The organism is Gulosibacter sp. 10 (genome assembly GCF_900163695.1).
In the GTDB taxonomy this organism is placed as follows: Bacteria; Actinomycetota; Actinomycetes; order Actinomycetales; family Microbacteriaceae; genus Gulosibacter.
In genome coordinates, this window is the sequence record NZ_FUIC01000021.1 from 45,274 (window position 1) to 59,332 (window position 14,059).

Consider the following 14,059-nt stretch of genomic DNA (forward strand, 5'->3'; position numbering starts at 1 on the left):
ATGGAGACGCGGGGCCCCCAGAGCGCGCCCCGGTTCCCAGGAGAATCCGCCCATGAGAAGCGGCCGCGACGACGCGGCCACTACCGGAAGGAAACCTCACCGTATGTGGAAGAAAGCTCTTGCCGGCGTCGCATCGCTCGGCCTGCTCGCGAGCGTCGCGGGCTGCGCGGAAGCCGGCGACGACGGCGATACGATCACCTTCTTCGAAGTCCCGGGCTTCGACGACACCGAAGCGATGACCGCCCTGTGGACCGTCCTGCTCGAGGAGCAGGGCATCACGCTCGAGACCACCTCGATCGACCTCGCGGCCGGGTTCACCGGCATCGCCGACGGCAGCGTCGACGGCTACGTGAACGCCTGGCTGCCCTCGACCCACGAGCAGGTCCTCGCCAACTACAAGGAAGACGTGGTCATCGTCGACGAGGACGGGGAGGGCTACTTCCACGAGAACGAGAACGTCCTCGTCGTCCCCGAGTACGTCGAGCACGACACCATCGAGGAGGCCCTCGCCGACCCCGAGCTGTTCGGCGGGGAGATCATCGGCATCGAGGACGGCTCGGGCCTCATGACCATGCTCCCCGACACGATCGCCGCCTACGACGCCACCGACGACTTCGAGGTGGTCTCGGGCAGCACGCCCGCCATGCTCACGAGTCTGCAGGGCGCGATCGACGACCAGGAGCCGATCCTCGTCACCCTGTGGAACCCGCACTGGGCCTTCGCCGAGATGGACCTCAAGGTGCTCGAGGACAACAAGGACGGATGGCCCGAGCCCGACGGCTCCTACTTCGTCGTCTCGAAGGAGTTCGACGAGTCGCACCCGGAGATCGTGGAGTGGTTCGCGAACTCCCAGGTGACCCAGGAGGAGTACTCCACGCTCATGCACGCGGTGAGCCAGGCCGAGACGCCCGTGGACGGCGCTCGCACGTGGCTCGAGGACGAGAGCAACCGCGCGACCGTGGACAGCTGGTTCGCGTAGCGAATATCGCCGTCCGAGAGGCGGGGCGTGCCGGGCGGCGCGCCCCGCCCCGCGTTTCCGCGTCGGCGCGGGGTTTCCCCCGCGCCGACGGTATACCTCCGATGGGAGGAGGCGCGGGGCGGAGCCGCGACGATCGGAGCCTGTGCGGGCGCGCCGGCGCGCACGAGCATTGGATGCATGACCACGCAGACTCCGAATCCACACGCGCCGGGCCTTTCGTCGCCGCACTCGCAGCGCATCGTGCTCTCCGCGCGCAATCTCGACAAGCGCTACGGCACGACCACCGCGCTCCGCGACGTCTCCCTCGACCTCGTCCAGGGCAGCTCCGTCGCGATCATGGGCGCATCCGGCTCGGGCAAGACGACGCTCATGCACGTGCTCGCGGGCATCATCCGCCCCGACTCCGGCTCCGTCTCCATGACGGACGCCCAGGGCCGGAACGTGGAGGTCGCTTCCGCCTCCGAACGCGATCGCACCGCGCTGCGTCGCGAATCCTTCGGCTTCGTCTTCCAGCAGGGCCTGCTCATCCCCGAGCTCACCGCGGTGGAGAACGCGGCCCTGCCCCTCATGCTCGGGGGCGTCGAGCGCGCCGAGGCCGAGCGCATCGCCGCCGGCTGGCTCGACGCGCTCGGCCTCGCCGGGCTCTACGGCCGCCGCATCGGCGAGCTCTCGGGCGGCCAGGCGCAGCGCGTCGCGGTGGCCCGCGCCCAGGTGACGAACCCGGCGATCGTGTTCGCCGACGAGCCCACGGGCGCCCTCGACTCCGAGACCGGCGTGGAGGTCATGTCGGCGCTGCTCGGCACGACCTCGGGCATGGGGCGCACGCTCCTCGTCGTCACGCACGACCCGAACGTCGCCGCGCGATGCGACCGCACGGTGCAGATGCGCGACGGCGTGCTCATCGCCGATCAGGCCTCGCCCGACGCCGCACAGGCCTCGCACTCCGCCGGCGAGGACGGGAGCGACGCCCCCGCGAGCGCACCCGAGCCGGCGGGACGCCGGCCCTTCGACGCGCCGCAGGGGCAGACCCCCGCGGCGCCGAATCCGCAGGCCCCGTACGGGCAGGCCCCGCATCCGCAGGCCCCGTACGGCCAGGCCCCGCACCCGCAGGCCCCCGCGCCGCAGATTCCCTATCCGCAGGCGCCCTATCCGCAGCCTCCGTACCCGCAGCAGGCGCCCTACCCGCAGCAGGCGCCGCCCTACGGTGCGCCGCAGATGCCCCCGCCGTATCAGTGGCCGCCCGCCCCGGAGGGCCCCGGGGCGCCGGGCCTCGGAGACGGATACCGGCCCGCGCCGCCGGCGTTCCCCGCCGGCGAGCAGGATGCGGGAGGCCCGCGATGAGCCTCACGACCCCCTCCGCCACCTCCGCCGATGCTGCGGACGGCGCCGCGCCGGAGCCCCGCTCCGACGTCGACCTCGCCGCCCTCGCCCGCGACACCGCGCAGGTCGCCTCGAGCGGCAGCGGCCACGGGGGCCCCGCCCTCGGCATCCGGCTCGCCTGGCAGCTCGCGAAGCCCTCGCGCTCCGGGTTGAGCGCGCTGCTGCTCCCGGTCGTGGCGTTCACGATCACCGCGGCGCTCGTGCTCACGGTGCTCGCGGGCGTGCGCTGGTTCTGGCAGCTCGACACCGAGAACGGCCCGTTCCTGGCCATGTTGAGCGTGCTCGCGCTGGTGCTCCTCGCCATCCCGCTCATGGGGCTCGCCGGCTCCGCCGCACGGCTCTCGCTGCGCCGGCGCGACGACCGGCTCGCGACGCTCCGCCTCCTCGGCGGCACCGGCGGGCTGGTGCGCGGCATCACGCTCTTCGAGTCCACCGCGCTGGCGCTCGTGGGCACGCTCCTCGGCGTGGCCGTCTACTTCGCGCTCATCCCGCTCGTGGGCCTGCTCCACTTCGACGGCGGGCCGATCGGCGCGGGCGGGCTCGTCCTGCCGCTGCCGTGGATCCTCGTCGTCGTGCTCGCCGTCGTCCTGATGGCGCTCGCGAGCGCCGCGCTCTCGCTCGGCAAGGTGCTCGTCACGCCGCTCGGCGTGCGCACCCGCCAGCGCGCCCCCGAGCTGAGCTGGATCCGCGTGGCCATCGGCGCCGTCGCGCTCATCGCCTGCGTGATCTTCACCACGCTGAACCCGGCTTCGGCGGGCGGCACCGATCTGCTCATGGTCGCCGCGATCTTCGCGGTGCCCTTCGCGATCATGCTCATCGTGCTCAACCTCGTGGGCCCGTGGCTCATCCGCACCCTCACGCGGATGTCGCTCAAGCGCGCCAAGTCGGGGCCGCAGCTCATCTCGGCCAGGTCGATCCTCGAGGATCCCAAGCAGGTGTGGCGGCAGGTCTCCGGCGTGGCGGTGACGAGCTTCGTGGCGGTGATCGCGGGCTCGGGCATGGCCATCGCGGGCTCGGTCGAGTCCGGCGAGGGCGCCTCAGCCGCCGAGATGACCATCAATCAGGACATCCAGACCGGCGTGCTGCTCACGCTGATGATCTCGTTCCTGCTCACCGCCTGCTCGGCCGGGCTCACGCAGGCGGCCGCGATCCTCGACCGCCAGGACCTCTGGGTGGGGCTGCACCGGATCGGCATGGCCGTGGGCACGATGGACGGCATCCGCCGCCGGCAGATGCTGGCCCCGCTGCTGCAGGTGTCGATCACCGCGATCGTCGTGGCCGCCGCGCTCACGCTCCCGCTGGTCGGGGCGGCGATCATGATGGACCCGCTGTCGATCGGCGTGATCGTGGTCACCTGGATCATCGGCGTGCTGCTGACGGTGCTCGCGGGCATCGCGGCCGGCGGGGTCCTGCGCTCGGTGCTCCGCGCGCAGAACGACCTCGACTGACGCATCCGTCCCCCGAGCCGAACGCCGCCGATTTCTCCCTCGCCTCGGGAAATCGGCGGCGTTCCGCGTCTCCGGCCGCGTCGATCCCGCACCCGCTCGCCGAGTTCCGGCGCAGACGGACATCCGGCGCCAGGATTCGGAAGGGCGCCGTGCCCGGCTCGGGGCGGCGCCGAGCCTCAGGGGATGAGTTCGAGCAGGCGGCGGTGGAGGGTCGCATCGCCCGTGAGCTCCGGGTGGAAGGAGGCGCCGAGCAGGCTCCCCTGCTCAACCCCGACGATCTCGCCCTCGAAGTGCGCCATGGCCCTCGTCCGCGGGCCGTCGACGGAGACCACGCGCGGCGCGCGGATGAAGGCGGCGCGGATCCCGCCCCATTCCGTGTCGAGCACCGCCTGCGCCGAGTCGCGCTGCGGGCCGAACGCGTTGCGGTTCACCGTGATGTCGAGGCCCCCGATGGTCCGCTGCCCCGGCGCCGGATTCTCGAGCCGGTCGGCGAGGAGGATCAGCCCGGCGCAGGTGCCGAGCACCGGCAGGCCCTGCCCGATCAGCGCCCGGATGGGCTCGTCGAGCCCGAACATGCGGCAGAGCCGGTCGATGACCGTCGACTCGCCGCCGGGCAGCACGAGCGCATCCACCCGCGCCCCGTCGGTGCCGACGAGATCGGCGGGCTTGCGCACCTGCCGCGTCCGGGCCCCGATCGCCTCGAGCAGGGAGGCGTGCTCGCGCACGCCTCCCTGCAGGCCGAGCACGCCCACGGTCGCGCGACCGTCCGCGGTCCCGGCGGTCGGCGCGGGGGCCGCACCCGTGCCGGCGCTCGCTACCATCCGCGCTCGGCGAGGCGGTGCGGCGCGGGCAGGTCGTTGACGTTGAGCCCGACCATGGCCTCGCCCAGGCCCCGGGATGCGGCGGCGATGGCCTCGGGGTCGTCGTACTGCGCAGTCGCGCGCACGATGGCGGCGGCGCGCTTGGCCGGGTCGCCCGACTTGAAGATGCCCGAGCCGACGAAGACGCCGTCGGCGCCGAGCTGCATCATCATCGCCGCATCGGCGGGGGTGGCCACGCCGCCCGCGGTGAACAGCACGACGGGCAGCTTCCCGTGCTCCGCCACGTGCTCCACGAGGCCGATCGGCGCCTGCAGGTCCTTCGCCGCCGCGTAGAGCGCCTCCGGCTCGGAGGCCCACAGCGCCTGCAGGCGCGCGATCTCGCCGCGGATGGTGCGGATGTGCTTGGTCGCCTCCGAGACGTCGCCGGTGCCGGCCTCGCCCTTGGAGCGGATCATCGCCGCGCCCTCGGCGATGCGGCGGAGCGCCTCGCCCAGGTTGGTCGCGCCGCATACGAACGGCACGGTGAAGCCCTGCTTGTCGATGTGGTGCACGTAGTCGGCGGGGCTCAGCACTTCGGACTCGTCGATGTAATCGACGCCGAGCGCCTGCAGCACCTGGGCCTCGACGAAGTGGCCGATACGGGCCTTGGCCATGACCGGGATCGAGACGGTCTCGATGATGCCGTCGATGAGGTCCGGGTCGCTCATGCGGGCCACGCCGCCCTGCGCGCGGATGTCCGCGGGGACGCGCTCGAGGGCCATGACGGCGACGGCGCCGGCGTCCTCGGCGATGCGGGCCTGCTCGGGGGTCACGACGTCCATGATCACGCCGCCCTTGAGCATGTCGGCGAGGCCGGTCTTCACCAGCGGGGTGCCCGTCCGGGTCTGCTGGTCGGTGGTTTCGGTTGCATTGGTCATCGCACCATCATCGGCAGCGCAGTGGACTATTTCCAGATCCACTTCCAGGGCATTGCACTGGACCACTTGTGCGAGACTGGACCGGTGCGCCCCGCCTCCGCCCCGGAACTGCCCGTCGCCCTCGACCGCGGCGGCCCGCTCGGGCTGCCCCAGCAGCTCGCGCAGGCCGTCCGCGCCCTCATCGAGCAGGGATCGCTCCGGCCGGGCGATCCGCTGCCCTCCACCCGCGCCTGGGCGGCGCGGCTCGAGGTCTCGCGCGGCACGGTCGTCGCCGCCTACGAGCAGCTCGCCGCCGAGGGGTACCTCGTCGGCGAGGCCGGCTCGGCCACCCGCATCAACCCCTCGCTCCCGGCAGCGCATCCCGCCGCCGGGAGGCCGCGGCCGGCGAACCCGACCGGCCCCCTCCGCCTGCCCCGACGCGCGTCGGGGCGCCCCGCCGCCATCGACATGCTGCCCGGCCAGCCGGCCACCGACCTGCTGCGCACCCCGGCCTGGCGCCGGGCATGGCGCACCGCGTCGGATGTGGAGCTCGCCCCGCTCCCCATCGAGGGCGATGCGCGGCTCCGACGCCGGATCGCCGAGCACTACCGCCGGATGCGCGGGCTCTCGCGCGATGCCGATCGGTTCCTCGTGACGGCGGGCGGGCGCGAGGGCCTCTCTCTCGTGCTCCAGACGCTGCACTCGGAGCTGCGCGGGGCGCGGCCGCTGCGGGTCGGCGTGGAGTCGCCCGGCTATCCCTCGCTCCGGCGGGCCGCCACCCGGCTCGGCGCCGAGCTCGTCCCGCTCGAGGTGGACCGCGCCGGGCTCCGCACCGACCTCCTGCCGAGCGGCGGCGCGCGGCCCGATCTCGCGATCGTCACGCCGAGCCACCAGTACCCGCTCGGCGGCTCGCTGCCCGTCGACCGCCGCCTCGAGCTGCTCGAATGGGCGCAGCGCGAGGGCGTGCTGCTGCTCGAGGACGACTACGACTCGGAGCTCCGCTACGTCGGCCAGCCGCTGCCCACGCTCACCGCGCTCGACGACCCCGAGGCGGGCACCGTCGCGCTGCTCGGCACGTTCTCGAAGACGATGGCGCCGGCGCTCGGCCTCGGGATGCTGTGCGCGTCGGGCGCCCTGCGCGACCGCCTCCTCGCGACCCGCGCGGATCTCGGCACGCCGGTCTCCGCGGTGGTGCAGCACGCGCTCGCCGACTACCTCGCCTCGGGCGAGCTGCACCGCCATACGGCGAGGGTGCGCCGCGCCTACCGGCACCGCCGCGACCTCGTGCTCGAGCGGCTCGGCGAGCTGCCCGCCGCCACGGTCTCGCCCATGGACGGCGGCCTGCACGCCGTGATCCGCACCGGGATGCCCGAGGAGGCGCTGCTCGACGCGTGCGCGCGGGCTCGGGTGCGGGTCTCCCCCGGCGCCGCGTACTGGCAGCGCCCCGACACCGCCGCGAACGGCGAGGCGGATGGCGGAGAGTCGGAGGGCGGGAGCATCGTGATCGGCTACGCGCACCTCGCCGATGCGGAGCTCCGCGAGGGGCTCGATCGCCTGCGCCGGGCGCTCGGCTGACCGGCTCGCGGGTGCGGCGAGGCCGATTCCGAATCCGCCCTCGTTTCTCGACGCTTGTAGATTTACACTATCTGCAACCGTGTCGGCCGATGTCCGACTCACGCGCTCAAGGAGGAGACGAGTTCCATGTCGCACGCCCCTGATCAGACCCATACGCACGGCAAGCGGGTCACGACTCCCGTCGAGGCCGCGCACCCCCTCGACCCGCTCACCGCCGACGAGATCGACCGCGCCCGGGAGATCCTCGTGGAGGCGGGTCATCTCGGCGAGGACACCCGGGTACCGATGCTGCTCCCGCTCGACCCCGACAAGCGGGAGGTCGAGGAGTGGCGCCCCGGCGCGCCGCTCGACCGGCGCGTCATCGCGACCCTGCTCGACCGGCCGAGCGGGGAGTCCGCCGAGGCGATCGTCTCGCTCACCCGCGGCGAGGTGGACGACTACCGGGTGCTGCCCAATCGCGAGCACCCGTACGGGCAGCCGCAGGTGCTGCTCGAGGAGTTCGAGGAGGTCGGCGAGATCGTCAAGGCCGATCCGGGCTGGCGCGCGGCCATGGAGCGCCGCGGACTCGGCCGGTACATCGACACGTGCTTCTGCTCGCCGCTCGCGCCGGGCTACTTCCCCGACCGGGAGGACGAGAACGGGCATCGCATGCTGCGCTCGCTCACCTACCTCATCCCCAACCCGGGCGACAGCCCGTGGGCGCATCCGGTCGAGGGGCTCATCGCGCTCGTGAACCTCACCGAGCGCCGCGTCGTCAAAGTAGAGGACGAGGGCGACGTGCCCGTGCCGATGGAGCACGGCAACTACGGCCTCGACGCGCAGGGCCCCGCCCGCACCTCGCTCAAGCCGATCGACATCAGCATGCCCGAGGGGCCGAGCTTCTCGGTCGACGGCGGCCTCGTGCAGTGGGAGAACTGGAAGTTCCGGGTGGGCTTCAACGCCCGCGAGGGCCTCGTGCTCAACACCGTCAGCTTCCGCGACGGCGACGAGGACCGGCCGGTGCTCACCCGCGCGAGCGTGCCCGAGATGGTCGTGCCCTACGGCGACCCGAACTTCACCCGCTACTGGATCAGCTACTTCGACGCCGGCGAGTACCTGCTCGGCAAGAGCGCGAACTCGCTCGCGCTCGGCTGCGACTGCCTCGGCGTCATCCACTACTTCGACGGCTTCGTCGCCGACGACCACGGCCATGCGCACAAGATCCCGCAGGTGATCTGCATGCACGAGGAGGACTACGGCATCCAGTGGAAGCACACCGATCTCGAGGGCAAGGCGGACGTGCGTCGCAGCCGCCGCCTCGTGGTCAGCTACTTCGCCACCGTGGGCAACTACGACTACGGCTTCTTCTGGTACTTCTACCTCGACGGCTCCATCCAGGTCGAGGCCAAGGCCACGGGCGTGGTGTTCGCCGGCGCGAACCATCCCGGCTCGGAGGCGCCGCACGGCCCGGAGATCGCGCCCGGCATCTTCACCCCGGTGCACCAGCACATCTTCTGCGCCCGCCTCGACACGGCCGTCGACGGGGAGGACAACACGGTGCACGAGGTCGATGTGCGCCGCATCCCGATGGGCTCGCAGAACCCCTACGGCAACGCGTTCACCTACGAGCAGACGCAGCTGCGCAGCGAGCTCGAGGCGCAGCGCATGGCGGACAACGAGGCGAACCGGGTGTGGGAGGTCCGCAGCGCCCACCGGACGAACCACGTGGGCAGGCCCACCGCGTTCCACCTCATCCCCGAGGGCAAGCCCGTGCTCATGGCCGATCCCGAGTCGACGGTGTACGCGCGCGCCAACTTCGCCACCAAGCACCTGTGGGCCACGCAGTACGCGCCGCGCGAGCTCTACCCGGCCGGCGACTACCCCAACCAGCACGCGGGCTGGGCCGGACTGCCGAGCTGGACCAAGGACGACCGCAGCCTCGACGGCGAGGACGTCGTGCTCTGGCACTGCTTCGGGCCCACCCACGTGCCGCGGCCCGAGGACTGGCCCGTGATGCCCGTCGACTACTCGGGCTTCTGGTTCAAGCCCTACGGCTTCCTCGACCGCAACCCCACCATGGACCTGCCCTCGGATGCGCGCTCGCAGGGCGCCTGCGCCGCGGACGACTCCGCGGGCGGATGCTGCTCGGGCGAGGCCTCCGAGGGCGAGGGCTGCTGCGGCTGACCGGCCGGCGCCGCGACGCGGAACGGCCCGGCGCCCCGATCGGGGCGCCGGGCCGTTCCGCTGCGACTCGTCGAAGCGGCGCCGCCGCGCCGTCAGCCGGCCGCCGTCAGCGCACGTCGAACCGGTCGAGGTCGGCGACCTTCGCCCATGCCGCGACGAAGTCCCGCACGAACTGCTCGTGCGCGTCGTCGCTCGCGTACACCTCGGCCACGGCGCGCAGCTCGGAGTTGGAGGCGAAGACCAGGTCGGCGCGGGTGCCCTTCCACGTGGCCTCGCCCGTGGCGTCGTCGAAGGCCTGGAAGGTCTCCGACCCGTCGTCGAGCGGACGCCAGGTGGTGCCGAGTTCGAGCAGGTTCACGAAGTAGTCGTTCGTGAGCCGGCCCGGCCGGTCGGTGAGCAGGCCGAATTCGCTGTCGCCGTGGTTGGCGCCGAGCACCCGCAGGCCGCCGACGAGCACCGTCAGCTCGGGGGCGCTCAGGGTGAGCAGGTTCGCGCGATCGACGAGGTGGTGCTCGGTCGGCAGCCGCAGCCCCTCGACGCCCTTGTAGTTGCGGAAGCCGTCGATGCGCGGCTCGAGGTAGCCGAACGACTCGACGTCGGTCTGCTCCTGCGTCGCGTCCACCCGGCCCGGGGTGAACGGCACCGTTGCCTCGAAGCCGGCCGCCCGCGCGGCCTCCTCCACGGCGGCGTTGCCGGCGATCACGATGAGGTCGGCGAACGAGACGCCGCGGCCGGGCTCCTCGGCGTTGAACGCCGCCTGGATCTGCTCGAGCGTTGCGAGCACGGGCGCGAGCCGCTCCGGCTCGTTCACCGCCCAGCTGCGCTGCGGCTCGAGGCGGATGCGCGCGCCGTTCGCGCCGCCGCGCTTGTCGCTGCCGCGGAACGTCGAGGCCGACGCCCACGCCGTCTTCACGAGCTCCGCCACGCTCAGACCCGATTCGAGCACCCGTCGCTTCAGCTCGGCGACGGCCGCCTCGTCGAGCGGCGCGAACTCGGGCTCGGGGAGCGGATCCTGCCACGGGTAGTCGACCTCGGGCACCTCGGCCCCGAGATAGCGGGACTTCGGCCCCATGTCGCGGTGCGTGAGTTTGAACCACGCGCGCGCGAACGCGTCCGACAGCGCCCTGTGGTCGTCCTTGAACCGCCGCGAGACCCTGTCGTAGTCGGGGTCGACGCGGAGCGCGATGTCCGTCGTGAGCATGCGCGGCTCGCGCCGGCGGTCGGAGTGCGCGAACGGCACCATGTCCTCGCCCGCGCCGTCCTTGGGCCGCCAGTGGTAGTGGCCGCCCTCGCCGGTGACCAGCTCCCACTCGTAGGCGTAGAGGATGTGGAGGAACTCGTTGTCCCAGCGCGTGGGATGGTACGTCCAGGTCACCTCGATGCCGCTGGTGATCGTGTCGTCGCCCTTGCCCGCGCCGTAGTCGTTGGACCAGCCGAGCCCCTGCGCCTCGATCGGCGCCGACTCCGGCTCCACGCCCACGTGGTCCCCGTCCGGCGCGGCGCCGTGCGTCTTGCCGAAGGTGTGCCCGCCGGCGATCAGCGCCACGGTCTCCTCGTCGTCCATCCCCATGCGCTTGAAGGTCTCGCGGATGTCGCGCGCCGCGAGCGCCGGGTCCGGGTTGCCCTCGGGGCCCTCGGGGTTCACGTAGATGAGCCCCATCGTCGTCGCCGCGAGCGGCTTCTCGAGCCCCTCGCGCTCCTCGCTCGACTCGTAGCGCTTGTCGGTGCCGAGCCAGGTGGTCTCGGCGCCCCAGTAGACGTCGTCGTCGGGCTCCCACGCGTCGGGACGGCCGCCGCCGAAGCCGGCGGTCTCGAAGCCCATCGATTCGAGCGCGACGTTGCCGGCGAGGATCATGAGGTCGCCCCACGAGAGGCTCCGGCCGTACTTCTTCTTGACCGGCCACAGGATTCGGCGCGCCTTGTCGAGGCTGACGTTGTCGGGCCAGCTGTTGAGCGGCGCGAAGCGCTGCTGACCGGTACCGCCGCCGCCCCGGCCGTCGAAGGCGCGGTAGGTGCCGGCGCTGTGCCACGCCATGCGGATGATGAGCGGGCCGTAGTTGCCGAAGTCGGCGGGCCACCACGGCTGCGACTCGGTGAGCGTGCGGGCGATGTCCTCCTTCACCTCGGCCAGGTCCAGCGCCTCGAACGCGGCGCGGTAGTCGAAGGCCTCGCCCAGGGGGTTGGACACGGCAGGATTCTTCGCGAGCACCTTGAGATTGAGGCGGTTGTCCCACCATCGCTGGTTCGCTGCGCCCTGCGTGGGGTACGGCAGTCGCTCGCCCTCGGCCTGCGAGCCCTCCACGGCTTGCGAGGACTGCGGGGCGTGCTCGGTGAACTCGCCGTGGTCGACCGGGCATTTCGACAGGGTGTCATCGGACATTCATGTTCTCCTCATGGGGCTGTTGGGGTGGCTGGGACGGGTTCTCGTCGCGCGCATCGGCCCGCGCTGCGAGGCATTCGGCGCAGAGGCCCTTGAACGTGACCTCGGCGTCGAGGATCCGGACCCCGTGGTGCATCCGGGGCTCGAGGAAGGGGACGCCCTCCGCGGGCACCTCGACGTCCTCGATGAGGCCGCATTCGACGCACTGCACATGATGGTGGTGCTCGTCCACGCGGGTCTCGTAGCGGGCGGCCGCGGAGTCCGGCAAGTCGATCCGGCGGATCAGGCCGCGCCGCTGCAGGTCGTGCACGATGTTGTGCGCCGACTGCAGGGTGATGGAGGGCAGCGCCTGGCCGATGCCCGCGTGGATCTCCACGGCCGAGCTGTGCGGGTGGTGCTCGAGGTACTCGAGCGCGGCGAGGCGCCCCGCCGTGACCCGCAGCCCCGCGCCGCGGAGGCGCTCGGCCCACGCCGGGACTGGACGGCTCGTTGCTTGCTCCACGCGCGAAGTGTAGCGTCGCCGCCGCCGGAGCGGCCGTGAACGTGACGACGTCTTACGGGGCTCGTCTTGGCGCGGCCGGAACGGCGGGGTAGCCTGCCGGTTCGCCTGTCCTTCACCCCGGCTCCGGCCGAATACCGTGAAACGAGGTCGCCCGTTGTCGCCACGCATCGGATTCTTCACCCGCCTACTCGAGGACGCGCCGGCCGCCGAGCGGTACCACTTCGCGCTCGAGCAGATCGAGCACGCGGAGCGGCTCGGGTTCTCGACGGCGTGGATCGCGCAGCATCATTTCGACGCGGCCGAGGGCGGGCTGCCCTCGCCGTTCCTGCTGCTCGCCGCCGCGGCCGAGCGCACCTCCCGCATCCGCCTCGGCACCGGGGTCGTCACGCTGGCCCACGAGAACGCCGTCCGCACCGCGGAGGACGCCGCCGTGCTCGACCTGCTCTCGGGCGGGCGCGTGGAGCTGGGCGTCGGCACCGGCGCTTCGCCGGAGTCCCTGGAGCTCTTCGGCTTCGGCGGCCGCGACCGCAACGACCTCTTCGCGGAGAAGCTCGCGCGGCTCCGCGAGGCGCTGGCCGGGCGGCCGCTCGACGAATCCGGGCGGCACCTCCAGCCTGCGGCGCCGACGCTCCCCGGCCGCATCTGGCAGGCGACGCTCTCGCCCTCCGGAGCCCGGCGCGCGGGTCGTGCGGGCGACGGGCTCATGCTGTCGCGCACGCAGGTCCGCGAGACCGGGCAGACGCTCGACGACGTGCAGCTGCCGATCATCGACGAATACCTCCGGGCGCTGCCCGAGGGCGTCGAGCCGCGCATCCTCGCGTCGCGGACGCTCGTCGTCGTGGACGAGGAGAACCGCGCCGCCGCCCTGCGCCACGCGGAGGAGCGGGTGCGCTCGCTCGCCCGCGGATTCCTCCGCAGTCCGGAGGCCTCCGCCGGCGACCTCGACGAGCTGTTCGCCCTGACGAACACTTGCTTCGGCACGGTGCCCGAGGTCGTCGACCGCCTCGGCGCGGATGCGACCGCGGCCCGGGCCGACGAGGTGTCGTTCCAGGTGCATTCGATCGACCCGGGGCACGAGCTCGCGCTGCGCTCGCTCGAGCTCATCGCCACGGAGGTCGCGCCGCAGCTGGGCTGGGGCGGGGCCGGCGCCTGAGCTGTCAGCGGCGGGGCTCCCAGCGGAACATCGCCCGCGCCAGCACGACCGCGACGACGGCCCAGAGGATGGTCGGGGCGAGCAGGACGAGCGCCTCGCCCGCATCGAGCGTCCGGTTCCAGGCGCCCACGGTGAGCTCGGTGGCCGAGCCGCCCGGGAGCAGCCGTTTGAGCCACGCGAGATCGGCGGTCCCGGTGAACCCGATCCAGAAGGCGATCGCCGAGGTGCCCAGCGTGATGGGCAGCGTGGTGACCTGCGCGTGCTCGGGCGACTGCGTGATCCCGGCCGTCGCGAGGGCGAAGCCGATCATCATCACCACGAGCGAGAGGGCCGATGCCGCGAGCAGGGGGATGTTCGGGCTCGCCTCCCCCACGACGCCGAGCACGGTCAGCACGGCCGCCACCTGGACGACGCCGATGATCGCCGGAGGCGCGAGGATGCCGATGAGGATGCCTGCATCGCCGATCGCGGTGGAGCGCAAGCGCTTCAGGAACAGCGTCTGCCGCCTCGAGGCGAGAGTGGTCACGGCGGTGGCGTAGAGGCCCATGCCGATGAGGATGACCATGAAGACGCCTGCGAGGAAGCCCGCCCCTGCCGGGAACTGCGCGAAGATCTCGCGCTGGGCGATGAAGAGCAGGCTGAGGCCGACCGGGATGACGGTGGCGCTGAAGAAGACCATCCGGTTGCGGAGGATCTGCCGGAACTCGCTGCGGGCGATTGCGAACACGATGAGGTTGCCTTTCGAGTGACGTACGGGGATTC

The 14,059-nt window shown here is 72.5% G+C and carries 11 protein-coding genes; 6 read left to right on the forward strand and 5 right to left on the reverse strand.

Annotated features, from left to right (window positions below):
- The first annotated feature begins 103 nt into the window (after nucleotides 1-103).
- From FM112_RS08410 to FM112_RS08420, 3 genes are all read left to right on the forward strand, one after another.
- Nucleotides 104-979, forward strand: coding sequence for a glycine betaine ABC transporter substrate-binding protein (locus tag FM112_RS08410; RefSeq protein ID WP_176386746.1), 876 nt, complete (start codon nucleotides 104-106; stop codon nucleotides 977-979).
- 177 nt (nucleotides 980-1,156) lie between these two features.
- Complete coding sequence (locus FM112_RS17690) at nucleotides 1,157-2,320, forward strand: ABC transporter ATP-binding protein (RefSeq protein WP_176386747.1); 1,164 nt, start codon at nucleotides 1,157-1,159, stop codon at nucleotides 2,318-2,320.
- Nucleotides 2,317-3,807 (forward strand): FtsX-like permease family protein, encoded by a 1,491-nt coding sequence (locus FM112_RS08420; RefSeq protein WP_087006432.1) that lies wholly within the window; start codon nucleotides 2,317-2,319, stop codon nucleotides 3,805-3,807. Before FM112_RS17690 ends, FM112_RS08420 begins: the two co-directional genes overlap by 4 nt.
- A gap of 176 nt (nucleotides 3,808-3,983) precedes the next feature.
- Here FM112_RS08420 and pdxT read toward each other — a convergent pair whose 3' ends face one another.
- Both pdxT and pdxS read right to left on the reverse strand, forming a co-directional pair.
- Nucleotides 3,984-4,628: a pyridoxal 5'-phosphate synthase glutaminase subunit PdxT gene (pdxT, locus tag FM112_RS08425; RefSeq protein WP_087006433.1), complete on the reverse strand. Its 645-nt coding sequence runs from the start codon at nucleotides 4,626-4,628 to the stop codon at nucleotides 3,984-3,986.
- The gene (pdxS, locus tag FM112_RS08430; protein ID WP_087006435.1) at nucleotides 4,622-5,545 is read right to left on the reverse strand and encodes a pyridoxal 5'-phosphate synthase lyase subunit PdxS; all 924 of its coding nucleotides are present in this window, start codon (nucleotides 5,543-5,545) and stop codon (nucleotides 4,622-4,624) included. The genes pdxT and pdxS overlap by 7 nt, the downstream gene beginning before the upstream one ends.
- An 84-nt stretch (nucleotides 5,546-5,629) precedes the next feature.
- Between pdxS and FM112_RS08435 the strand changes: the two genes are divergently transcribed.
- Both FM112_RS08435 and FM112_RS08440 read left to right on the forward strand, forming a co-directional pair.
- Complete coding sequence (locus FM112_RS08435) at nucleotides 5,630-7,099, forward strand: PLP-dependent aminotransferase family protein (RefSeq protein ID WP_176386748.1); 1,470 nt, start codon at nucleotides 5,630-5,632, stop codon at nucleotides 7,097-7,099.
- 126 nt (nucleotides 7,100-7,225) lie between these two features.
- A complete protein-coding gene (locus FM112_RS08440) occupies nucleotides 7,226-9,262 on the forward strand; it encodes a primary-amine oxidase (RefSeq protein ID WP_087006439.1) in 2,037 nt (678 codons plus the stop codon).
- Between the two features lie 106 nt (nucleotides 9,263-9,368).
- On the opposite strand, the gene katG is transcribed toward FM112_RS08440, so the two are convergent.
- Together katG and FM112_RS08450 are read right to left on the reverse strand one after the other, a co-directional pair.
- Nucleotides 9,369-11,642: a catalase/peroxidase HPI gene (katG, locus tag FM112_RS08445; protein WP_087006441.1), complete on the reverse strand. Its 2,274-nt coding sequence runs from the start codon at nucleotides 11,640-11,642 to the stop codon at nucleotides 9,369-9,371.
- Complete coding sequence (locus tag FM112_RS08450) at nucleotides 11,632-12,144, reverse strand: Fur family transcriptional regulator (RefSeq protein WP_254910424.1); 513 nt, start codon at nucleotides 12,142-12,144, stop codon at nucleotides 11,632-11,634. The genes katG and FM112_RS08450 overlap by 11 nt, the downstream gene beginning before the upstream one ends.
- A gap of 154 nt (nucleotides 12,145-12,298) precedes the next feature.
- On the opposite strand from FM112_RS08450, the gene FM112_RS08455 reads away from it, so the two are divergent.
- Nucleotides 12,299-13,297, forward strand: a complete 999-nt coding sequence (locus FM112_RS08455; RefSeq protein WP_087006443.1) for a putative FMN-dependent luciferase-like monooxygenase — start codon at nucleotides 12,299-12,301, stop codon at nucleotides 13,295-13,297.
- A gap of 4 nt (nucleotides 13,298-13,301) precedes the next feature.
- Here the strand turns inward: FM112_RS08455 and FM112_RS08460 are convergent, their stop codons facing one another.
- Nucleotides 13,302-14,024, reverse strand: coding sequence for an ABC transporter permease (locus FM112_RS08460; protein WP_087006446.1), 723 nt, complete (start codon nucleotides 14,022-14,024; stop codon nucleotides 13,302-13,304).
- Nucleotides 14,025-14,059 lie beyond the last annotated feature (35 nt).